This is a genomic window from Salirhabdus salicampi (assembly GCF_024259515.1).
GTDB lineage: Bacteria > Bacillota > Bacilli > Bacillales > Alkalibacillaceae > Salirhabdus_A > Salirhabdus_A salicampi.
Window position 1 is genome coordinate 105,922 of record NZ_JANBWE010000002.1, and the last position, 23,140, is coordinate 129,061.

Below are 23,140 nucleotides of genomic sequence, written 5' to 3' on the forward strand. Positions count from 1 at the left end.
AAAGAGTGGGTTTCCCCACTCTACTGTTACAGTACGTATCATTTGTTATACAAACAAAAATATACCATAGGAACTGGCAAAATGCAAATCTTACCTAAAACAACGATAACTGGTTTTTGTCAGGTAAACCTTCTAAGCAACCATGATTATCCATGTATTCAAGTACGGTTTTCGAGATGCGGCTTCTTTCCCGTAAATCTTCCTTGGATAAGAACTCCCCATCCTCTCGTGCTTTTTCAATGTTAAAGGCTGCGTTTGTTCCTAATCCATCAACAGCGTTAAAAGGCGGAATTAATGTGTTTCCGTCAACAATGAATTCGGCAGCATTGGATCGGTATAAGTCTACTCTTTGGAAAGCGAAGCCACGTTCACACATTTCTAAAGCTAACTCAAGAACCGTTAACAAACTCTTTTCTTTCGGTGATGCGTCGTTCCCTTTTGCTAAAATTTCTTCAACCCGCTTACGAATTGCATCCGAACCTTTAACCATTGTATCTAATTCGAAATCATCGGCACGAACTGTAAAATACGCTGCGTAAAATTGAATTGGGTAGTGGACTTTGAAATATGCAATACGTACAGCCATTAATACGTAAGCAGCGGCGTGGGCTTTCGGGAACATATATTTAATCTTTTTACATGATTCAATATACCAGTCGGGAACGCCATGTTTCTTCATTTCCTCTATCCAATCATCTTGTAATCCTTTCCCTTTACGGACAAATTCCATAATCTTAAAGGCTAAAGACGACTCCAACCCTTTGTGCATTAAATTAACCATAATATCGTCACGACAGCCAATTACATCTGCTAGTTCACACATTCCTTTATTAATTAACTCTTGAGCATTTCCTAACCAAACGTCAGTACCGTGAGATAACCCGGATATTTGAACTAATTCTGCAAATGTAGTCGGTTTTGTATCTTCTAACATTTGGCGAACAAACCGGGTTCCGAACTCGGGTACACCTAAAGTACCCGTCTTACAGTTGATTTGCTCAGGTGTAACCCCAAGAGATTCTGTTCCACTAAATATTTTCATTACTTCCGGATCATCTGTTGGCACTGTTTTAGGATCGATACCCGTTAAGTCTTGCAACATTCGGATAACCGTTGGATCATCGTGTCCAAGGATATCTAACTTGAGTAAATTGTCGTGGATTGAGTGGAAATCAAAGTGTGTTGTTTTCCATTCAGATTTACGGTCGTCGGCTGGGAACTGAATAGGTGTAAAATCATAAATTTCCTTGTCATCTGGGACAACAATTATACCACCAGGGTGTTGTCCCGTAGTCCGCTTCACACCTGTACACCCTTGAACTAAGCGGTCTACTTCGGCACCTCTAAATGTCAAATCATGGTCTGAAGCGTACCCTTTTACATACCCGTAGGCCGTCTTCTCCGCAATTGTTCCGATTGTTCCTGCACGATAAACGTTGTCTTCACCAAAGAGCACTTTCGTATAATTGTGGGCTTTCGGTTGATATTCACCTGAGAAGTTCAAGTCAATATCAGGTACTTTATCCCCTTTAAATCCAAGGAACGTTTCGAAAGGAATATCTTGTCCATCTTTTGTTAAAGGTTTGCTACAATTTGGACAATCCTTTTCAGGTAGGTCAAATCCTGATCCTACAGATCCGTCCGTAAAAAATTCATAGTAGTGACAGTCCATGCAAACATAATGAGGTGGCAACGGATTTACCTCTGTAATTTCAGTCATCGTAGCTACGAAGGATGACCCGACCGAACCACGGGAGCCAACTAAATAGCCATCATCTAACGATTTTTTTACGAGCTTTTGGGAAATCAAATAAATTACCGCAAATCCATGCCCGATAATACTGTCTAATTCCTTCTCTAATCGTTTTTCAACAATTTCTGGTAATGGATCACCATAAATACTTTTTGCTCTGTTATAACTCATTTCCCGTATTTCTTGGTCTGCACCGTCAATATTTGGTGTGTAAAGGTCTTCCTTTATTGGCTTAATTTCATCAATCATATCAGCAATTTTTTTTGTGTTTGTGACAACAACTTCTTTCGCCTTTTCTCCCCCTAAAAAGGAAAAGATGTCTAACATTTCATCCGTAGTCCGAAAGTGAACATCAGGAACACGTTGGCGATTTAACGGGTTCCCGCTCTGGGAAGCAATTAAAATTTGTCGATAAATTTTTTCATGGGGTTCTACGTAATGAGTGTTCCCTGTTGCGACAACAGGCTTCCCTACCTTCTCTCCCAGTTCAACAAGGTTTGTTAAAATGTCTCGAAGTTGATGTTCATCTTTCACGAGTTCCTTTTCAATTAAGTGCATATAGTTCTCTGGAGGCTGTATTTCAATATAATCATAGAAATGAGCAACGGTTTCAGCCTCTTCCTTGGACTTTTGCATCATTGTTTCAAATAACTCGCCTTTATCACAACCTGAACCTACTACGATACCTTCCCTATGCTTTTGTAATTTTGAACGGGGAATACGTGGGACACGATAAAAGTAGTCCACATGGGCTAAAGAGACAAGTTTGTATAAATTTTTCAAACCCGTTTCATTTTGAGCAAGCAAAATGCAATGGGATGGTCTGGAACGTTGATAGGCATTTCCTTCTCCCATATGGTCATTTAATTGCTTATGATTCGTAATATCCCGTTTAAAACATTCTTTCAATAAATTCCAAAGTAAGTAACCTGTTGCTTCGGCATCATATATCGCTCTATGGTGCTGAACGAGTTCAATATTTAAATGCTTACACAATGTATTTAAACGGTGATTCTTTAATTCTGGAAATAAGAATCTAGATAATTCCAGTGTATCGATGACTGGATTTGTCGCTTTCGGTTGACCGATCTTTTTTAGCCCTTCGTTTAAAAAGCCCATATCAAAACTGGCATTATGGGCAACGAGGACATCATCCCCCATCCAAGCGTGGAATTTTTCCAACACTTCTACAACTTCCGGAGCATCCTTCACCATATCATCGGTAATACCCGTTAACTCTGTTGTTGTTTCACTTAATTTGTGGTGCGGGTTCGCAAACGATTCGAACCGATCAATAATTTCCCCATTTTTAACTTTTACAGCTGCTAGCTCAATGATAGTATCATAGGCTGCCGATAAACCTGTCGTTTCTACGTCAAACACAATGTATGCAGCATCTTCTAAGTTTCGGTTTCTTTCGTTATATGCAATTGGTACACCATCATCTACTAGATTCGCTTCTACCCCGTATAATATTTTTATATTATGTTTTTGACCCGCTGCAAAAGCTTCAGGATAAGCCTGGGCTACGGCATGATCTGTAATAGCAATCGCTTCATGACCCCATCTTGCTGCCTGTCCAATAAGACGAGAAGGTGATACAGGGGCATCCATTTGACTCATCGTCGTGTGGGCATGAAGTTCAATACGTTTTTCCCCTTCTGGAGCCTTATCCTTGCGAACTGTTCCTTGAACTTCATTGATACTTTGAGCGTTCATCGTTAATTCATTGGTAAAGTTGTCCGTTTGCACATTTCCTTGTGCTTTTATCCACATTCCTTTTTTTAACTGCTTGAACATTTCCCCGTCTTTCTCGCCACGGGAAAACATTTTGATTTGTAAGGAATCTGTGTAATCCGTTAACTTGATAATGAGCAAATGGCGGCCTGACCGAAGAAGACGCATATCAACATCAAATACATAGCCTTGAATCGTTAACCGTTTCTCTTCATCCTGAACCATTCTTAATTCAACTGGCTCATCTTGAATTTGATGCCCGTACGTAAATGGACCTTCGTACGTTTGCTCACCCTCTGCTGCCTGTTTCCGCGCTTTTTCTTCTTTTTCTTTAATCGCCTTTTGGATGAACGACTGGTCTTCCTTCTTCTTTTGTTCTTGAAAACGAGTTAATTCTTCCTCGTTCGCCTGGGCGACTTCTGGTTTCACCATCAATGTAGGAATACCGGATTTTCGACAAAAGTATGGAATTACATCATCCAGCTTCTTCTTCATTGCGTGTGCTTCCGCTTCGTTACGAGCTTTTATGATCACTTGTTTTCCTTGTATCCTTGGCACTTGGCGTTCTAACACTGACTTGTACATTGGCGACAAGTCAGGAATACTTTTCATAAAATAATGCCAATACTCCTTTAGTTGTTCTTCTTCAATGTTATGGTTTTTAGCGTGTATGGAAAAATCTATTGTGGCAATATGGAGAAATGACTCTTTCAGTTTAGCCTCAAAAATCCGAAATACTTCCGTAGGTAATATTTGAGGAAATGAGAACGTGAAATGCCATTTTTTTTCTTTTGTATATACTGTAAGCTTTTCTAATGTTGATTCTTGAAAATATGCTTGTACCATGTCATCAGGTAAACCAAGTTGTTCAAGCAAAATTTTCATCTTTTCTCTATTCGTAACGTTCATCTTACATCCTCCAGTTCCCAAAAAAACGATTCGTAGAAATGTAGAACCCTTGCCACAAGGGATATGCGACAAGGGTATCAATTTGACTATCTATATTATATCATTTTTAGCGACGATTTTCGTCTATTTTCTATCATTATTCAGATGCAAGAAATTGGTTTACTACTTGTAAAATTTCTTCTTTTTCTACTTCTTGTTGGTTTCCATTACTACGTTCTTTTACTTCCACAACACCTTCGCCAGCACGTTTACCTACAGTAATACGTAACGGAATGCCGAACAAATCACTATCAGCAAATTTCACACCAGCGCGTTCTTTACGGTCATCATACAATACTTCGACACCGGCTTTTTGCAACTGAGTATATAATTCATCCGCTAGTTGTTTCTGTTCTTCATTTTTCATGTTGAGCGCCAATAAATGCACTTGGTATGGAGCGATCTGAACAGGCCATGTCATACCATTATCGTCATGATATTGTTCAACAATAGCCGCAACTGTTCTCGATACACCAATTCCGTAACATCCCATAATCATTGAATTGGAGCGTCCATTTTGGTCCAAATAAGATGCATCCATTTTATCTGAATAAAACTTTCCTAGTTTAAACACATGTCCTACTTCTATCCCCCGTGCAAACTGAATCTTTCCTTGTCCATCAGGAGACGGATCTCCTTCTTGGATAAACCGTAGGTCAGCATATGTTGCCTCAAAGTCACGCTCTGGATTTACATTTATATAATGATAGCCATCTTCATTAGCACCACAAGATACATTACGTAAATATTTTACCGCATTGTCCGCAACAACTTCCACGTCTTTTCCCGGGTTGATCGGGCCTAAAGAACCAAAACCTGCACCCATTAATGTTTTCGTGTCTTCTTCAGTTGCTAGTTCTACAACACTGGCATCAAAAAGGTGCTTCAGTTTTATGTCATTCACTTCATGATTTCCGCGAGTAACAACTAAAACAAACTTATCATCTACTTTAAACATTAACGCTTTTAAGCCTTGATCAACAGAGTGTCCTAAATATTGCGCAACTTCTTCCATTGTTTTTTGGTTTGGGGTTTCAATTTTTTCTAATTCTTTCATTGGTTCGGTTGATTGCGCATATTCTGTGACAACTGGAGCCATTTCTACGTTCGCGGCGTAGTTAGACTGATCAGAGTAAGCTATTGTATCTTCGCCAACTTCTGATAACGCCATAAACTCATGTGTATCTTTACCACCCATTGCACCAGAATCAGCAATGACTGCTCGAAAGTCTAATCCACAACGTCTAAAAATGTTGGCATAAGCCTCATACATTCGATCGTATGCCTCATCTAAACTATCAAATGAATCATGGAACGAGTATGCATCCTTCATTACAAACTCACGACCACGAAGCAGTCCAAAACGAGGGCGTTTCTCGTCACGGAACTTCGTTTGAATTTGATATAGTGTTAACGGTAGTTTCTTATAACTATTGACTGTATCACGAACTATCCCCGTAATCACTTCCTCATGTGTTGCCCCAAGTGCAAACTCACGTTCATGGCGATCGTGCATACGCATCAGTTCAGGTCCATACGTATACCAACGGCCAGACTCCTTCCATAGTTCAGAAGGTTGCAATGCCGGCATAAGCATTTCTGATGCACCCGCTTTATCCATTTCTTCTCTAACGATGTCTTCTACCTTTTTTAGTACCTTTTTCCCTAACGGTAAGAAGCTATAAACACCCGATGCCACTTGGCGAATAAAACCTGCTCTTAATAACAACTGGTGACTTTTTATATCTGCATCAGCAGGTACTTCTCGTAATGTTGGAATTAACATTTGCGACTGTTTCATATCCATGCACCTCAATCTTCTACTATATAATTATTTCCGTGTTCACTTCTTCGGTGCGACTAATTATTAATAAATAGTCTTTGAATATCATTCCATGTAACGACTATCATCAATAACATTAGAAGGGCAAATCCAATAAAATGAATGATTCCTTCTTTCTGAGGATCTAACGGTTTGCCTCTAATGGCCTCTGCACCAATAAATAAGAGTCTCCCGCCGTCCAGGGCCGGTAGTGGTAATAAGTTAATAATCCCTAAATTGATACTTAACATAGCTGTCCATGTTAAGAAGTTAAATATACCTGTTTGAACTACTCGATCGGTCGCATCGTAAATACCAACAGGACCTGCAAGATTGTCAATTGAAATCTGTCCGGTCACTAACTTCCCAACACTGTCAATAATCAAGATTGTAATATCATAAGTTTGCACAAACCCATACTTTAAGACTTGTGAAAACGATTTTTGGAAGGGCCTTGTCACCCCAATTTGACCGAATTGATTCCCTTCTTCATCCTCTATGGCGTCTGGTGTCACAGGAACCGTTAAAATCTGATCGTTGCGCTCTACAGTTAACTCTACTTCTTCGTTTGGATGACTACGAATTGCAATAACAAAATCCATCCAACTATCTACGGATTCGTGTTCTACTTTCAAGACTCGATCATTTTCTTGTAAGCCAGCCTTTTCTGCAGGTGCACCTTGCTGTAGATTACCTAGTCTTGCTTCATCTACAGGTACACCTTGTAAGAAACCTAACAACAAAAAGATAAAAATTGCCAGTAAAAAGTTCATCATTGGACCTGCAAAAATTTGTATTGCTCTTTGGGGTATCGACTTTGAAGCAAACTGACGGTCGTATGGGGCAATTTGGGTCTCTACCTCATCCATAACAAACATAGCTTTATCGTCAATTTCGAAGGATAGACGCTCCTCACTGTCGACGTCATATCCTTGTATAACGAGTTGATGGTCTAAGTCGGCCTTTTCCACCTCAATAATTCGTGCATCTGGGTGTTTCGATTTATTGTTTACAATAATTCTTTTCACTTTTCCCTGTTGGTTAAACTCCAGTCCAATATGGTGACCAGGTTTTAAATCGATAATCTCCGGGTCTTCTCCGGCAACACGAACGTATCCACCAATCGGGAGTAAACGAATTGTGTATAATGTTTCGTTTTTACGATAAGAAAAGATTTTTGGTCCAAAACCAATTGCAAATTCACGAGCTAACATACCCGCTCTCTTCGCAAAAATTAAGTGGCCTAACTCGTGTATAAATACAAGAAGACCAAACATGAGAATAAAAGCTATGACGGTATTCAAACGGAGCACCTTCCTTTAGTTAACATAGGTTCTTACTTGTCGCCTTATGTCTTGATCGATTTGAACAATCGTATGTAAGTCAGGATCTAAGATTGTTGTATGTTCATGTAAGGCTCGTTCTACAAATTGTTCTATTGATAAAAATGATATGTTTCCATTTAGAAACTGATGAACAGCTTCTTCATTTGCTGCATTAAAAACGGTTGGCATCGTTCCACCAGTTTTCCCTGCAAAATATGCTAGTTTTAAGCCCGGAAACCGGTTAAAGTCCATCTCTTGAAAATGTAATTTGCCTACTTCCATTAAGTTTAACCCTTTTCCTAATGGGAATTCAAGTCGCTCGGGATACCCGAGTGCATACTGAATCGGAATTCGCATATCCGGCGTTCCAAGCTGTGCCATCATACTTTTGTCTTGAAATTCAACGATAGAATGTATAACACTTTCTCGATGTAGTACGACATCAATATGGTCATATGGCATACCAAATAACCAGTGAGCTTCTATTACTTCTAATCCTTTATTCATCATTGTAGCAGAATCAACGGTAATTTTGGCGCCCATACTCCAGTTTGGATGTTTTAAAGCATCCTGAAGTGTAACTTCTTTCAACTCATCCCGGGATAAGTCACGGAAACTCCCACCCGAAGCGGTTAAAATGATTCTCTCTGCCTCCCGAATGTTTTCACCTCGAAGACATTGATGTATAGCGGCATGTTCACTATCTACAGGTAATAGTTCGACCCCATGTTTCTTTGCCTCTTTCATTACGATGTGACCCGCTGTAACAAGGGTTTCTTTATTAGCAAAAGCTATTTGTTTCTTTGCCTGTATAGCTCCTAACGTTGCATCTAATCCGACACTGCCTAACACAGCATTTACAACGATATCTACTTCGGGGTGTGTGGCCACCTCTTTCATGGCTTCCACGCTATCAAGAATTTTGGTATTTGGCAGTGAATAGTGTTCGAGTTTTGATTTTGCATCTTGATTAATGACCACGACAAACTTTGGTTGAAATTCCTTGATAATCGGTAACGCTTTTTCAATATTTTTATGGAAAGCGAACGCAAAAAGAGAGAAGCGTTCAGAATGTTCTCGGATGACATCCATCGTTTGTAATCCGATGGAGCCGGTTCCTCCTAACAACGTTACATTTTTCATATAAACCGCTCCTAAATAAATTGAATAAAGTGTAATAACGGTAGAACAAAAATGAGGCTGTCGAAACGGTCTAAAATTCCACCGTGCCCAGGCAAAATATTCCCTGAATCTTTCACATGATATGTTCGTTTAAAGGCTGATTCAACTAAATCACCAATCTGCCCTACTATTGAAGCAAGGATGGTAACACCAATGACAACACTCATGGAATCAGAAACTGGGTAGAGTAACTGAAAAATAATTGCTACGATACATGCTGAGGCAATTCCACCTATCGAACCTTCAATTGTTTTCTTAGGGCTAATTTCAGGCCATAACTTACGCCTCCCGAAAGCACGTCCAATAAAATAGGCTCCCGTATCTGTTGCCCATATAACAAATAAGGCATAAAAGAGGAAATGCAGACCTTCTACTCTTGTCTCCATTAAATAGAAAAAACCCATTCCTATATATAGTGAGGAAAGTAAAAGAAAGCCTACTTCATCAAAGGTAAAAGCATTTTTCACGAGAACCGTATATGCCAATAAAAGAAGAACAATCATTGTTACAATATCCACTTTACTAAAGGATGAAGCTGCAAAAAATGACAATAAAGCTTCATCAGATAGCAAAATCCACAATAATACATACGTAATCATTGCAGGTACGGAAAATATTGATATTTTTCGCATTTTCATCAATTCAGTAATGGCAATTGTAGCCAGCAAATAAACGAGTATTTGAAATGGCCACCCACCGTAAAAGACGATTGGTATAAAAAAGATTACGGCTAAAATTCCTGTTAGTACTCGTTGTTTCATAATACGATCAGCACCTTAAATCCCTCCATATCTCCTTTTTCGGTTTTGGTATTCAAGGAGGGCTAATTTAAATTGTTCTTCATCAAAGTCTGGCCAAAACACATCCGTGAAATAAAATTCCGAGTAGGCAATTTGCCAAAGGAGAAAGTTGCTAATCCTTACTTCCCCACTGGTTCGAATTAATAAGTCGGGATCACGAACGTGAGAAGTATATAATCTTGCAGATATATAGTCCTCTGTTATCTCATTAGGAGATAATTGACCATCAGCTACCTCTTTCACAATTTGGTTCACAGCACCTGTGATTTCAGCTCTACTTCCGTAGTTCAATGCAAAATTCAGGACCAAACCTGTATTTGTAGAGGTTTGTTCAATAGCTTTATGAATAGCTTCTTTTGTATGTTCCGGGAGGGGGGTTAAATCACCGATCGTCCTCACTTGAACATTGTTGTCGATCAGCTCAGGTAAATATGTATGAAGAAATTCACCAGGAAGCTTCATAATAAATTCAACTTCCGTTTTGGGTCGTTTCCAGTTTTCTGTAGAGAAAGCATACAGGGTTAATGCCTCTATATTGTATTCTACAGCCTGTCTGACAACCTTTTTAACAGTCTCCATTCCTTCTTTATGGCCTGCTGCTCGAGGCAGTCCTCTCCGTTTCGCCCAACGTCCGTTACCATCCATAATAATAGCAACGTGGCGCGGGATATTCGTTAAAGTTGACTGATCATTCTCTTTTTGTTTTCGTTTACGAAAAATTGGTAGTCGTATGGACATAAACGAAATCCCCCATAGGATTTATGTATTAAAGAAAAAAGTGGGCTTTCGTCGCCTAAATTAGAACGAAAGCCTTATGGTTAATCTATAAATCATTGCAATATGAAGTGAAACATTAAACTTCCAAAATTTCTTCTTCTTTATCTTTCGTTAATTGGTCAATTTTAGCAATGTTTTCATTGGTTACATTTTGGACTTCGTCTTGATAATGACGGTGTTCATCTTCCGTTAACTCACCGTCTTTTTCTAACTTTTTCAACTGATCGTTTGCATCACGACGAATGTTACGAACTTGTACCCGACCTTCTTCAGCATATTTGCGGACAACTTTCACTAATTCTTTCCTACGCTCTTCCGTTAATGCTGGAATTGTAATACGAATGATGTTTCCATCATTAGAAGGTGTTAAGCCTAAATCAGCCTTTTGAATTGCCTTTTCCATTTCTTCTAATGCGGACTTATCAAATGGTGTAATTAAAAGCTGGCGTGCTTCAGGCACCGAAATGTTAGCAAGTTGTTTTAATGGCGTAAGTGCACCGTAATATTCTACATGGACACTGTCTAAAATAGCTGGATTAGCTCTTCCTGCCCGAACTGTTGCTAGTTGACGTGAATATGCTTGAACAGCTTTCTCCATTTTTTCACGGGTTTCCTTTAATACTGCATCACTCATTGTTATTTCCCCCTCACAATTGTTCCAATATTGTTACCTTCAACTACTTTTTTAATATTTCCGTTTTCTGTTATAGAGAACACAATTAACGGTATATCGTTATCCATACATAAGGTAGATGCAGTAGAGTCCATTACACCTAGACCTTCATTTAAGACATCTAAATATGATAATTCATCATATTTCACTGCATCTTTGTTCACTTTTGGATCGTCATTATAAACACCGTCTACGTTATTTTTCGCCATTAAAATGACGTCAGCTTCAATTTCTGCCGCTCTTAAAGCTGCTGTCGTATCTGTTGAGAAGTACGGATTGCCTGTACCACCAGCAAATATTACAACACGTTTTTTCTCCAAATGACGAATTGCTTTTCTGCGAATATACGGTTCAGCCACTTGACGCATCTCAATTGATGTTTGAACACGTGTAGGTATTCCGTAGCTTTCTAAGCTGTCTTGGAGGGCCAATGAATTCATAACCGTTGCTAGCATTCCCATGTAATCCGCAGTAGCACGGTCCATGCCCATTTCAGCGCCACCTTTTCCGCGCCAAATGTTTCCGCCACCAACAACGACTGCGACTTCAACCCCTAATTCAGCAACTTCTTTTACTTGTTGTGCTACAGAATTAATAACTGAAGGCTCAATGCCGAATCCTTGGTTTCCGCTTAATGCTTCTCCACTCAGTTTTAGTATAATCCTCTTATATTGAGTTGTTGTCATAATAACCTCCATTACATTTTATGTACAAAGATGCCTTTTTGAAAATAGGGAACACACCGTGTCCCCTATTTGTCTTTACGTGTTTTATTTTTTCACTTGATTCATAACTTCTTCAGCAAAGTTTTCTTCACGCTTCTCCAGGCCTTCTCCTACTTCATAACGAACAAACTTCGCTACGCTTCCGCCTTTAGCTTCAACAAATTTTTTCACTTTTTGATCTGGGTCTTTAACAAAGTCCTGTTCCAGCAAGCAAATTTGTTCGAAAAATTTACCAAGACGACCTTCTACCATTTTCTCAACGATGTTCTCAGGCTTACCTTCGTTTAGCGCTTGTTGCTTAAGAACTGTACGCTCATGGTCAACTTCCTCTGCAGGAACTTCGTCACGAGATACATATTTTGGATTTACCGCTGCAACGTGCATTGCTACGTCTTTAGCTGTTGTTTCATCAGTTGTGCCTTCAAGAAGTGTTAATACACCAATACGACCACCCATATGTAGATATGCACCAAATGCATCGTTGTCACTCTTTTCAAAAATTGTGAAGCGACGCAGTGTAAGTTTCTCTCCAATTTTCGCAATAGCGGATGTAATGAAATCTTGTAGTGTGTCCCCTTCACCATGAAGCTTTTGCTGTAGTGCTTCATCTAGGTCTGCAGGTTTTTGTGTTACAAGATGACGACCAATATCTTTAAGTAAGTTTTGGAACTGTTCGTTTTTCGCAACGAAATCTGTCTCACTGTTCACTTCAAATAAAACTGCTGTATTGCCCTCTACTTCAATATGAGTAGACCCTTCTGCAGCAATACGGTCCGCTTTTTTCTGTGCTTTCGCGATTCCTTTTTCACGAAGGAAATCAACTGCTTTTTCCATATCACCATCAGTTTCTGTTAGTGCTTTTTTACAATCCATCATACCTGCACCTGTTTTTTCACGAAGTTCTTTAACCATTTTAGCTGTTACTGCCATTTTCCTTCCTCCTTCACGTCATTCGAAATATCGTATACTTTAAAAAAGGTGATAAAAGGCTTTCCCTCTTATCACCTCAAAAACCTTTCTTACTCTTCTACTGATGTTGCTTCAACATCTTCGTTAGCTTCACCTTGTTTTGCTTCCAAAACAGCGTCAGCTAGTTTAGATGTAATAAGCTTCACAGCACGTATAGCGTCATCGTTTGCTGGAATTACGTAGTCAACTTCATCTGGATCACAGTTCGTGTCCACCATAGCTACGATTGGAATGTTCAATTTATGAGCTTCCGCAATCGCGATACGCTCTTTACGTGGGTCAATAACGAATAGAGCATCAGGAAGTGTTTCCATATCTTTAATTCCGCCTAAGAATTTCTCTAGACGTTCTTTTTCTTTAAGGATTTGAACTACTTCTTTTTTCGGAAGTACTTCAAACGTTCCGTCTTCGCCCATACGCTCGATGTCTTTTAGGCGTTGGATACGTCTACGGATTGTATCGAAGTTTGTTAATGTACCACCCAACCAACGTTGGTTAATGTAGTACATGCCAGAACGGATAGCTTCTTCTTTCACAGTATCCTGTGCCTGCTTTTTCGTTCCTACGAAAAGGATTGTACCACCATCAGCAGCTACATCCTTAACAAAATTAAATGCTTCTTCAACCTTTTTCACGGTTTTTTGAAGGTCGATGATGTAAATACCGTTACGCTCTGTAAAGATGTATCTTTTCATCTTTGGATTCCAACGGCGTGTTTGATGTCCAAAATGAACACCAGCTTCTAGCAATTGTTTCATTGAAATGACTGACATTTTGTTTCCTCCTAATTGGTTAATTGCCTCCGTTTGACTCATCTTTTTAACAGGAACTTGGTCCCCAAGCACCCCCTGTAAAAATCGCCAAACGTGTGTTTTAACACCAAAAGTAAATATATCATAAGGTTAGCATTCAATCAAGAACATTTATTTATTATTTCGATGAAATTTGATAAAGAGTTCAATTTCTGTTTTTCCGATGTTCAGTTTCCTAGCAATCTCTTCAACAGAATACCCTTGCTCATATAGTTGAACTACACGCGTATGTAGCTTCGGGGGCTCTATTTCATCGTCTATTACCAAGCTCTCTGGAATATATGATTGTTCTTGTACGATGGTTTGATCTTCGGTTTGTCCATGATCTTCCTTCACAAATACATGTCTGCTCTCCTCTTTTCTTTCAACAGCTTCCTGATGGTCTGGCAATTCATTTGGTGAAGACGGACTAGGTACGGGTACCTTGCCGTTATCATTTTCATCATTTCCAACGTGTTGAATGTTATTCAAAAACTTTTCATTTTCATCTTTCAATTCTTGCAAATAAGATTGAAACAATCCCTCAATTTCTTGCACTGTTTCATAGGACTTTTCTTCCTGATGTATTGGTTGAATATATTTCCGATATACATATATAAACAGAAGAAAGGTAACAACATGTAATGCGAGACTAAACACTATATAAAACGTCAACATATTATCCCTACTTTGCGGATTAAATTATCGTATAGAATTTTCCAATTCATTCTTCAACTTAAAAATAGCCCTGCTATGAATTTGTGAAATTCTCGAGGTAGATAGATGCAAAATCTCACCGATTTCTGTCAATGTTAGGTCCTGCTCATAAAACAAGCTAACAACCAGTTGTTCCTTTTCGTTTAAATTTTTCACAGCCTCTGCAAGTTCCTTAACATTCTCTTGCTTAATTATAGCTTGATCGGGAGAAAGTTCTTTTTGATCGGGGACGGTATAACCGATTCCTTCTTTATTTTCATCCCCATAATGGCCTTTATCTTCTATCGACATGATGTTTGAAAATAAAGAGTCCTTCACAACCATTTCTACTTCTTCTGGGGTCATATTGACTTTCTTTGCTACTTCTTCAGAAGTTGGCGTGCGATTTAACTGTTGTTCCATTTCTTCTGTAACTGTTTCAATTTGCTTTGCTTTATCCCGTATCGACCTAGGCAACCAATCCTCTTTTCGTAAACCGTCCAAAATAGCCCCACGAACACGGAAGGAAGCATACGTATCAAACTTCAAATCACGATCAAAATCAAATTTTTCTAGTGCATCAACAAGCCCCATTAACCCTAAACTTTTAATGTCTTGTTTACTAACATTTTTCGGCAAATGTGCTGCAATTCTCTGTACATGATAATCAACTAATGATTGATATTGCCTAACCAAATCATTACCTGCTTCCGGGTCACGATTCTCTTGCCACTTCTTCCAAGTTGTTTCAATGGACGTGGAGGTTGCTTTCAACATGAATACCCCTTTCAATAAAATCTACTTATATGACTTTTATGCCTGATTGTACTGTCTTAACGGTAAGATTAGCGGTTTGTGGATCAAAGATAATTGACCTTCCATTTGAACCACCTACGTCTTCACTAATAATTGGAATTGAATAAGAAAGAAATTGTTGCTTAACAGCTTCTACATTATGCTTGCCGATTTTCGCTAATTCATTTGATGCAGCATTTGGGAACATATGGGCACCACCAGCAATCTTTGCTTTGAGTGATGTCTTACTTACTCCTAAATAAGTTAATCGCCTAATCAATTCAGGTATTGCTACACTTGCATATTTCCCTTTACTCGCCTTTGGATCCGTAATCTTCGAAGGCTTTGAAAGCATAATATGGGCCATTCCGGCCACCTTCACTGTGTCATCGTACAGAACAACACCGACACAGGACCCTAAGCCAGACGTTTGTATAACGACAGGGCTTTTGACTACATTTAACTCCCCTATCCCAATTTTTACCGTTTGCTTTTGATTATTTATCATTTTCCATACTCCAATGGCTATACATGAACGATAATTGTCATGTTCATATTGTTTATTTTGCGATTTGACCTAACCCAATATTAGGAGTGTATCTCTCTTCATTATGACAACTGTTGTAATTCATCAGTTGATAATACTTCATCTAAATGTAGTAACAAAAGTAATCGTTCCCCTACTTTTGCAACTCCTCTTATATAGTAATTTTCATTCGTATCCACGATTTCCGGAGCAGGTTCAATTGAACTTACCGGAACATCAACGACATCGTTAGCTCCATCGACAATCATTCCTAGTTGCTTTTCTCCTACTTGGACAACAATAATGCGAGTTTGGTCTGTATATGCAATTTGCTCTAACTGAAAACGTTCACGCAAATCGATTACAGGAGTAATTTCACTCCTCAAATTCATGACTCCTTTTACAAATGACGGTGTATGTGGCACCCTAGTTATGGGCTGTGTACGCTCAATCGAGCCAACATAGTCAATCGAGACACCATACTCCTCTTCTCCTAACTGAAACACAATGACCTTCTCACTTTTCGTACCTTCTCCCATCATTATTCCTCCCCCTTTACTTTACTAGCACATTACTATCAATTACTAAAGCAACTTGTCCGTCCCCTAAGATTGTCGCACCTGATATTGCATGAATGTTCGTTAAGTACTTTCCTAATGACTTTAGTACCACTTCCTGCTGACCAATCGCTGAATCAACTACAATTCCTGCCATTCGTTCCCCTTTCCGAACAATTATAATAGAAGAGGAATCATGTACTGTTTGATTTGACTTAGGAATTTGAAATAAATCTGCTAGGTGCATAAGTGGGATCGTTTTGTTTCGGTAAAAAATCATTTCTTGCTGTTGAATGTTGTGTATGTTCACTTTTTTATACATGATTGTTTCTACAATCGAAGTAATCGGAATACCATATGTTTCCTGTTCGGATTGTACTAACATTACCGATACAATTGATAAAGTTAAAGGTAATCGGATAGTAAAGCGTGTACCTTGTATTCTTTTAGAGTGGATAGAAATTGAACCACCGATGGATTCAATTGTATTTTTCACAACATCTAATCCTACACCACGTCCAGAAATGTTTGAAATTTCTTCAGCTGTGGAGAATCCGCTCGTCATTACTAATTCAAAAATTTGATCTTCAGATAAATGGCCCCGTTGTTCTTCATGAATAAGGCCTTTCGATAACGCTTGTTGCACAATTTTCTCCTTATTAATCCCATGCCCGTCATCTTCTACTTCGATGATTACTTGATTTCCACTTTGATACGCACGAAGAACGAGCTTCCCTTCTGGTGGTTTCCCTCGTTCTACACGATCGCCTGGGGATTCGATGCCATGATCTATTGAATTTCGGATTAGGTGAACTAACGGGTCCCCTATTTGTTCGATAATGTTTCGGTCTAGCTCCGTTTCTTCCCCTTCCATGTGGAATTGAATATTTTTGTTTAATTCCCTCGTCAGTTTCCTTACCATTTTGGGAAATCGTTTGAACACATGCTCAATCGGTACCATTCTCATATTTAAAATAATGTCTTGCATATTACTCGATACTCTTGAAATACGGTCTACAGTATCCTGTAATTCGCGCTCTTGTAAATCATTGGCGATTTTTTCTAAACGGCCTCGATCTATGACAAACTGTTCAAAGAGGTTCATCAATTGATCTAATTTGCCAACATTAACTCTAATGGACTTTTGGTTTGTAATGGCTCGTTTGACTGCTTCCTTCTCTAAAGTAGGCGAGGTATCTGGTGGCAATTCATTTTTTTCTTCCATTTGGTTTGAATGGATTGACACTAATTTGATTTGAACATCAGCAATTTCAGATATGTTTTCAATTCGTTGTTGGATCAACTGTTTTTTCACTTTTGATAAAAATAAGATGTCCAATGTATGACCAAATGTTTCAAATTCTAACTCGTCCATACTTGGATTCGCCTCAACCAATTCACCTATATCACGTAAGGCATGAAACACCATATACGCCCGTGCGGACTTGAGCCGGGTATCCCTCTGCAACATTACATGGAGGTAATAAATTATATTGTTTTCTTTTTCGGCTTTTCTTAAATTATCTGGATCTTGAACTTTACCAAAAATAGTTTCTAGTTCTGGTAGAGAAATGAACTCGTTCGTATCTTCGATCTCACTTTTTATGGTTGCATGTTTTTCAATACGCTCGAGTTCATAGATGACACGATCAACGCTTTTGCTTCCAGTTCCCCCGTTTGTTATATCTTCAATCACACTTTCCAACTGTTGCACCGCCTGAAACACAACATCAAGTAAACTTGAATTGATGTTAATTTGCTTCTGACGAATCAATTCAAATATATTTTCGAGTTTATGTGTGACGTCACTCATTTCTACAAAGCCCATTGTGGCAGCCATCCCTTTTATGGTGTGGGCTGAACGAAAGATATTCGTCACAATTTGCTCGTTTGACGGATCCTTTTCGAGCTTCAATAGATAATCATTCATGAGTTGTAAATGTTCATTACTTTCCTCAATGAATAGTGATATATATTGACTCGTATCCATATTTGGTTCCCCCTATTGGTTCAACAGTTGTATAATCCGATTTCCAATGTCTTGAATGTGTTGCACTTCATCTACACAGTTTGTTGAGAGAGCAGCTTTCGGCATCCCAAAAACAACTGATGTCTCTTCCGATTGGGCAATCACAACAGAAGGGTTATTGTTACCCTTAATGAGTTGTAATCCGTCAGCTCCATCTTGGCCCATTCCGGTTAACACGACTGCAACTGCATATGATTTAGGCAATTGTGCAATCGATTCAAAAAGTATATTCACCGACGGACTATAATGTAGATGGTCCTTTACCGGACTAATCATCGCCCTCCATTGTTGGCCTGTACCATCAATTTTTAAATGGTGACCACCTGGAGCGATGTACGCTGTTCCGTCCCTTAATATTTCATCATGTTCTGCTTCTTTCACACGGATAGCACTTAATCGATCTAAACGATTGGCCAAAGACTTTGTGAAGCGAGGTGGTAAATGTTGAGCAATTACTACCGGAGCAGGAAAGTCTTCTTGTAATGAGGTTAATACAGTTTGCAGAGTCTTTGGTCCCCCTGTCGAAGCCCCGATTGCTATAATGTTTCGATAGTTTTTGTAAGGCGTGTTCCCCCGTGTTATGTTTTGGGTACTGCTGAATAGTCGACTCCTCTTTTGTGAAAGGTTCGCTTGTGCAGCGTTATAAACTTTACCGATGAGTTCCTCTTTAATTTCGTGACCAGAAATGGATAACGGATTAGCAGGTTTCGCCAAAAAATCTACCGCCCCTATGCTCAGGGCTTTTACGGTGTTCTCAGCACCTTGCAATGTTGAATGGGAAAGCATAAGAGTAGGAGTTGGGCATTCTTTCATCACGTGTTCCAACATTTCGAGACCATTCATGATAGGCATTTCCACATCTAAAGTAATGACATCTGGTCGTAATGACAACGTTTTTTTTAAACCATCAGTACCATTTCTAGCCGTGCTAATCACGTCAATGTTATTTGAGGTGCCTAACATATCACGGATTACTTTTCTCATGAATGCTGAATCATCTACTACAAGAACACGAATGGGTTTCAATGCAATCTACCTTCCCCTAAACATCATTTTCAGTTTCGTCACAAACGAGTGATTCTCAATCGTCTGTGCACCATGTAAATAATCGCTTATCAATTTCCTCATTTTTCTACTAACAAGTGAACGTGGGTTAGATATCGTAAATGGCGACTGTTTCTTTACTGCTTCAACTACAGCATAATCATCAGGAATCATTCCTAATAAATGAATGTCTTTTTTTAAAAATTGACTCGCAACTTGCTGTAATCGATTTTGAGTAGAAATTCCTTCTTTGTCCTGGAACGTACGGTTCACAATTAAATAGAGTGGTAGATTTGGTTGCTTAGCTGTCACATTTTTCATGACAGAGTAGGCATCCGTTATCGCAGTCATCTCTGTTGTTGTTACAATAAAACATTCGTGGGCAGCGAGAGCAAAATTCATATGTTCATGCGTGATTCCTGCGCCCATATCAAAGATAATATAATCATAGTTGTAGGTAATCTCACTTAATTGAGACAAAAATCTATCAAAATATGCCTGTTCCATTTCAAAAACACCTGATAGTCCTGAACCGCCAGCAATATATGACAACCCTTCTGGTCCTTCCTCGATAATATTCGAGAGTGACAAACTAGGGTCACGAAACAAATCAATGATGGTCTTCTTAGGTGAAACCCCCATCAATATATCAATGTTTCCCATACCGAAATCTAAATCAAATAGCAACACTTTCTTTTGCTGTTGACTTAGACCGATGGCAAAGTTCAAGGCGATATTCGATTTCCCAACTCCACCTTTTCCACTTAAAATTGCAATCGTCTTTGCTTCCTTTACCGTTTTTCCACGGCTCACAAGCTCACGTAGTCTTGCTGCTTGATCATTCATTGTTTTCTGCCCTCCATTATCGTGGAGATCATATTTGCAGTCGAAGCAACTTCGATATCGTCTGGAACAACTTGTCCGGTTGTGAAATAAGCAACACCTTTTTTATATTTCATCATGACATTGTATATCGTACCAAAATTAGACGCTTCATCACATTTAGTAAAGATAAAGCGATGAATCGGAAGGTCGATTAGTTGATCACAAATTTCATATATATCTTTCTCCCTCGTATTCAGAGATAGCACAAGGTAAGCTTCCTCATTTTCCGTTTTATGAGGTGTTAAACTTTTTAGTTGCTCTGCGTATTGACGGTCTTTATAGTTTCTCCCTGCAGTGTCAATTAAAACAAGATCGTATGACTGGAATTTTTCGATAGCTTGTATATAGTCATCACTGTTATAAACAATTTCTATCGGTATATTTAAGATTTTCGCATACGTTTTTAACTGTTCGATTGCTGCAATTCGGTACGTGTCTGTTGTTATGAGTGAGACCTTCTTTCCTTCTTCAATAGATGCTTTAGCTGCCACTTTTGCAATCGTCGTCGTTTTCCCTACACCTGTAGGTCCGATAAAATGTAAGATCTTTTTCTCATCACCAGGTGCACCAAAGGTCAAATTACGAATGTTTGACTCGATAAATTCCTCAATCCACTTTTTTATATCTTTGTCAGTTGCTTGTTTTTTGTGTAGATAATATTGTTCAAATAGATAATCAACAATCTCCTTAGCATTATCCTCTGATATGCCTATCTCTAATAAATGATTGTACATACTTTGTACTTGCTCAGGATAAGGAATCGTATCCTTTTGCTTTAAAGACTGTTCAGATGTACTAGTCCCTTTCTCACGTTCAGAATTCCGTAGCCTTTCAGACAGTTCATTACGATCAATCAATGGTTTTACGCTGTCCTCTCTTTTTGACGCAACTTTATGTTGAACTGGTTGCGGGTCAGTAGCAGCTATGACTTCAATGTCTTTTTTGCGAAACAGGCCTAGCATTCCTTTTTTGTTAACTTCCTTTGAATTCAATATAACAGCGTCATTCCCTAATTCCTTACGCACAAGGTGCATAGCTTCAATCATTGTGGGTGCTTTAAATTTTTTTACCTTCATGCTACATTCACCACTCCTGTACTTTGCACTTCAACATTCGGTTCTAATTCATTATAAGATAGAACAACGACATTCGGTATATATCGCTCAATTAACTGTTTGAAATACATCCGAATTGCAGGTGAGCATAAAATAATCGGCGTTTCTTCTTGCATTGCCATTTGTTCTACTTCCTTGTGAACAGATTGAATAACCGACTGTTGAGATTCTGGATCTAACGCTAAATAGTTTCCATGTTCGGTTTGCTGTACGTTTTCCGCAATCATCTTCTCAATCTTTCCTGAAAGGGTAATGACCTTCAACATATTGTTATCTGAACAATATTGTTTTGTAATTTGGGCCGACAGAGATTGTCTCACATATTCTACTAATAAATCTGTATCATTTGTCATTTTGCCAAAGTCAGCTAGCGTTTCAAAAATTACAGGCAGGTTCCGAATGGAAACTTGCTCTTTTAGTAATTTCGCCAATACTTTTTGGACGTCCCCAATTGATAACGGTTCTGGGGTTACTTCTTCTACTAAAATTGGATAACTCTCTTTTAAGTGGTCGATAAGCTGTTTTGTTTCTTGACGACCAATGAGTTCGTGAGCGTTTGACTTCAACACTTCTGTAATGTGTGTGGAAACAACTGACGGCGGATCTACGACTGTATATCCCGATAATTCTGCTTCATCTTTCAGTTCTTCCGGAATCCATTTTGCAGGCATACCGAAAGCAGGCTCAACTGTGTCGATCCCCTCTAAATCTTCATCATCCATTCCAGGGCTCATTGCTAAATAGTGATCAGTATAAATTTCGCCTTTTGCAACTTCGTTCCCTTTGATTTTCAAACAATATTCATTCGGGTTCAGTTGAATATTATCCCTTATTCGTACGACAGGAACTACAACTCCTAATTCTAAGGCTAATTGTCTTCTAATCATAACAATTCGGTCTAATAAATCTCCACCTTGAGAAGAATCTGCCAACGGTATGAGAGCATAACCAAATTCAAACTCAATCGGGTCCATGTTCATTAATTGAACCACATTTTCCGGTGTAGTTGTATTGGTTTCAAGTTCCTCCTCTTCCTCTGTTTCTTCCACTGCCTGTTGAGCAACAACAGAACGTTGAATCCAATATCCGCCAGAGGCAAGGAGTAAGGCAATCATAAGAGTAAGGCCGAAGTTAATCGGAGTTAGACCTAGTAAAAAAATCGATCCAGCTGCAATGTATAGTAATTTTGGATATCTAAATAGTTGAGATGTTACTTCTTGACTTAAGTTCCCTTCAGAGGCTACCCGTGTCACAATAATACCTGTCGCTGTTGCAATTAATAACGCAGGGATTTGGGAAACAAGTCCATCACCTACAGTTAGGCGCATAAAAAGGTTTACAGATTCGTTAAAGGTTAGACCGAGCTGGGCCATACCAATAATAAGACCAAAAATAACATTAATAATAACAATGACAATCCCAGCAATTGCGTCACCTTTTACGAATTTACTCGCACCATCCATAGCCCCATAAAAATCCGATTCTTTTTCAATTTTTTCACGTCGGTCTTTCGCTTCGTGTTCTGATATCATTCCTGCATTTAAATCTGCATCTATACTCATCTGTTTACCAGGCATCGCATCCAATGTAAAACGGGCTGCAACCTCGGAAACACGCTCAGACCCCTTCGTTATCACAATAAATTGGATAATAACAAGAATTAAAAAGATAACAAAACCGACTAATGGATTGTTTCCAATCACAAATGAACCGAATGTATCGATTACTTGTCCTGCTTCTCCTTCAGAAAGAATCGATCGAGTAGTCGATACGTTTAACCCTAATCGAAACAATGTCATCAGTAACAGCAGGGATGGGAAAATGGAAAATTCCAACACTTCCCTTGTGTTCATGGCTACTAATATGACAATAAGGGCTAACGTAATATTAAACAGAATAAATAAACTTAACATCCATCCTGGCAAAGGTATAACGAGCATGATAATTATTAGTATAACTCCAAATAATACAGATAAATCTTTTATAGCCAT

General features: G+C 38.8%; 19 protein-coding genes. All 19 read right to left on the minus strand.

Features of this window, described 5'->3' with window-relative positions; translation table 11 throughout:
• Positions 1-94: 94 nt before the first annotated feature.
• Positions 95-4,399, minus strand: a complete 4,305-nt coding sequence (locus NLW78_RS06520; protein ID WP_254496220.1) for a PolC-type DNA polymerase III — start codon at positions 4,397-4,399, stop codon at positions 95-97.
• A 136-nt stretch (positions 4,400-4,535) separates the two neighbouring features.
• A complete protein-coding gene (locus NLW78_RS06525) occupies positions 4,536-6,239 on the minus strand; it encodes a proline--tRNA ligase (RefSeq protein WP_254496222.1) in 1,704 nt (567 codons plus the stop codon).
• A 59-nt stretch (positions 6,240-6,298) separates the two neighbouring features.
• Positions 6,299-7,564, minus strand: a complete 1,266-nt coding sequence (rseP, locus tag NLW78_RS06530; protein ID WP_254496232.1) for an RIP metalloprotease RseP — start codon at positions 7,562-7,564, stop codon at positions 6,299-6,301.
• Between the two features lie 15 nt (positions 7,565-7,579).
• Positions 7,580-8,728 (minus strand): 1-deoxy-D-xylulose-5-phosphate reductoisomerase, encoded by a 1,149-nt coding sequence (locus tag NLW78_RS06535; RefSeq protein WP_254496235.1) that lies wholly within the window; start codon positions 8,726-8,728, stop codon positions 7,580-7,582.
• 11 nt (positions 8,729-8,739) lie between these two features.
• Entirely contained in the window at positions 8,740-9,528 is a 789-nt protein-coding gene (locus NLW78_RS06540) for a phosphatidate cytidylyltransferase (protein ID WP_254496237.1), read from the minus strand.
• A gap of 15 nt (positions 9,529-9,543) precedes the next feature.
• Complete coding sequence (gene uppS / locus NLW78_RS06545; RefSeq protein WP_254496239.1) at positions 9,544-10,305, minus strand: undecaprenyl pyrophosphate synthase; 762 nt, start codon at positions 10,303-10,305, stop codon at positions 9,544-9,546.
• A 115-nt stretch (positions 10,306-10,420) separates the two neighbouring features.
• Entirely contained in the window at positions 10,421-10,978 is a 558-nt protein-coding gene (gene frr / locus NLW78_RS06550; protein ID WP_254496241.1) for a ribosome recycling factor, read from the minus strand.
• A gap of 2 nt (positions 10,979-10,980) precedes the next feature.
• Complete coding sequence (gene pyrH, locus NLW78_RS06555) at positions 10,981-11,703, minus strand: UMP kinase (RefSeq protein ID WP_254496243.1); 723 nt, start codon at positions 11,701-11,703, stop codon at positions 10,981-10,983.
• A gap of 84 nt (positions 11,704-11,787) precedes the next feature.
• Positions 11,788-12,672: a translation elongation factor Ts gene (gene tsf / locus NLW78_RS06560; RefSeq protein ID WP_254496249.1), complete on the minus strand. Its 885-nt coding sequence runs from the start codon at positions 12,670-12,672 to the stop codon at positions 11,788-11,790.
• 89 nt (positions 12,673-12,761) lie between these two features.
• Positions 12,762-13,484 (minus strand): 30S ribosomal protein S2, encoded by a 723-nt coding sequence (gene rpsB, locus NLW78_RS06565; protein ID WP_254496250.1) that lies wholly within the window; start codon positions 13,482-13,484, stop codon positions 12,762-12,764.
• Between the two features lie 150 nt (positions 13,485-13,634).
• Entirely contained in the window at positions 13,635-14,180 is a 546-nt protein-coding gene (locus NLW78_RS06570; RefSeq protein WP_254496251.1) for a helix-turn-helix domain-containing protein, read from the minus strand.
• A 24-nt stretch (positions 14,181-14,204) separates the two neighbouring features.
• Positions 14,205-14,975, minus strand: coding sequence for a FliA/WhiG family RNA polymerase sigma factor (locus NLW78_RS06575; RefSeq protein WP_254496252.1), 771 nt, complete (start codon positions 14,973-14,975; stop codon positions 14,205-14,207).
• A 25-nt stretch (positions 14,976-15,000) separates the two neighbouring features.
• Positions 15,001-15,501, minus strand: coding sequence for a chemotaxis protein CheD (locus NLW78_RS06580; RefSeq protein WP_254496253.1), 501 nt, complete (start codon positions 15,499-15,501; stop codon positions 15,001-15,003).
• 101 nt (positions 15,502-15,602) lie between these two features.
• Complete coding sequence (locus NLW78_RS06585) at positions 15,603-16,058, minus strand: chemotaxis protein CheW (RefSeq protein WP_254496254.1); 456 nt, start codon at positions 16,056-16,058, stop codon at positions 15,603-15,605.
• A 16-nt stretch (positions 16,059-16,074) separates the two neighbouring features.
• The gene (locus NLW78_RS06590) at positions 16,075-18,066 is read right to left on the minus strand and encodes a chemotaxis protein CheA (RefSeq protein ID WP_254496255.1); all 1,992 of its coding nucleotides are present in this window, start codon (positions 18,064-18,066) and stop codon (positions 16,075-16,077) included.
• Between the two features lie 12 nt (positions 18,067-18,078).
• Positions 18,079-19,131 (minus strand): protein-glutamate methylesterase/protein-glutamine glutaminase, encoded by a 1,053-nt coding sequence (locus NLW78_RS06595; RefSeq protein WP_254496257.1) that lies wholly within the window; start codon positions 19,129-19,131, stop codon positions 18,079-18,081.
• A 6-nt stretch (positions 19,132-19,137) separates the two neighbouring features.
• Entirely contained in the window at positions 19,138-19,995 is an 858-nt protein-coding gene (locus NLW78_RS06600; RefSeq protein WP_254496258.1) for a MinD/ParA family protein, read from the minus strand.
• The gene (flhF, locus tag NLW78_RS06605; protein WP_254496259.1) at positions 19,992-21,110 is read right to left on the minus strand and encodes a flagellar biosynthesis GTPase FlhF; all 1,119 of its coding nucleotides are present in this window, start codon (positions 21,108-21,110) and stop codon (positions 19,992-19,994) included. The genes NLW78_RS06600 and flhF overlap by 4 nt, the downstream gene beginning before the upstream one ends.
• Positions 21,107-23,140 carry a flagellar biosynthesis protein FlhA gene (gene flhA / locus NLW78_RS06610; protein WP_254496261.1) on the minus strand — a complete coding sequence of 678 codons (2,034 nt, stop codon included), beginning with the start codon at positions 23,138-23,140 and terminating at the stop codon, positions 21,107-21,109. The genes flhF and flhA overlap by 4 nt, the downstream gene beginning before the upstream one ends.

Coding starts and splice junctions, on each gene's coding strand:
- NLW78_RS06600 (WP_254496258.1), bottom strand. CDS start 19,995: ATGAATGATCAAGCAGCAAGACTACGTGAGCTTGTGAGCCGTGGAAAA.
- frr (WP_254496241.1), bottom strand. CDS start 10,978: ATGAGTGATGCAGTATTAAAGGAAACCCGTGAAAAAATGGAGAAAGCT.
- tsf (WP_254496249.1), bottom strand. CDS start 12,672: ATGGCAGTAACAGCTAAAATGGTTAAAGAACTTCGTGAAAAAACAGGT.
- NLW78_RS06590 (WP_254496255.1), bottom strand. CDS start 18,066: ATGGATACGAGTCAATATATATCACTATTCATTGAGGAAAGTAATGAA.
- flhA (WP_254496261.1), bottom strand. CDS start 23,140: ATGGCTATAAAAGATTTATCTGTATTATTTGGAGTTATACTAATAATT.
- NLW78_RS06525 (WP_254496222.1), bottom strand. CDS start 6,239: ATGAAACAGTCGCAAATGTTAATTCCAACATTACGAGAAGTACCTGCT.
- uppS (WP_254496239.1), bottom strand. CDS start 10,305: ATGTCCATACGACTACCAATTTTTCGTAAACGAAAACAAAAAGAGAAT.
- NLW78_RS06540 (WP_254496237.1), bottom strand. CDS start 9,528: ATGAAACAACGAGTACTAACAGGAATTTTAGCCGTAATCTTTTTTATA.
- flhF (WP_254496259.1), bottom strand. CDS start 21,110: ATGAAGGTAAAAAAATTTAAAGCACCCACAATGATTGAAGCTATGCAC.
- NLW78_RS06535 (WP_254496235.1), bottom strand. CDS start 8,728: ATGAAAAATGTAACGTTGTTAGGAGGAACCGGCTCCATCGGATTACAA.
- NLW78_RS06580 (WP_254496253.1), bottom strand. CDS start 15,501: ATGATAAATAATCAAAAGCAAACGGTAAAAATTGGGATAGGGGAGTTA.
- NLW78_RS06575 (WP_254496252.1), bottom strand. CDS start 14,975: ATGTTGAAAGCAACCTCCACGTCCATTGAAACAACTTGGAAGAAGTGG.
- pyrH (WP_254496243.1), bottom strand. CDS start 11,703: ATGACAACAACTCAATATAAGAGGATTATACTAAAACTGAGTGGAGAA.
- NLW78_RS06520 (WP_254496220.1), bottom strand. CDS start 4,399: ATGAACGTTACGAATAGAGAAAAGATGAAAATTTTGCTTGAACAACTT.
- NLW78_RS06585 (WP_254496254.1), bottom strand. CDS start 16,058: ATGGGAGAAGGTACGAAAAGTGAGAAGGTCATTGTGTTTCAGTTAGGA.
- NLW78_RS06570 (WP_254496251.1), bottom strand. CDS start 14,180: ATGTTGACGTTTTATATAGTGTTTAGTCTCGCATTACATGTTGTTACC.
- rpsB (WP_254496250.1), bottom strand. CDS start 13,484: ATGTCAGTCATTTCAATGAAACAATTGCTAGAAGCTGGTGTTCATTTT.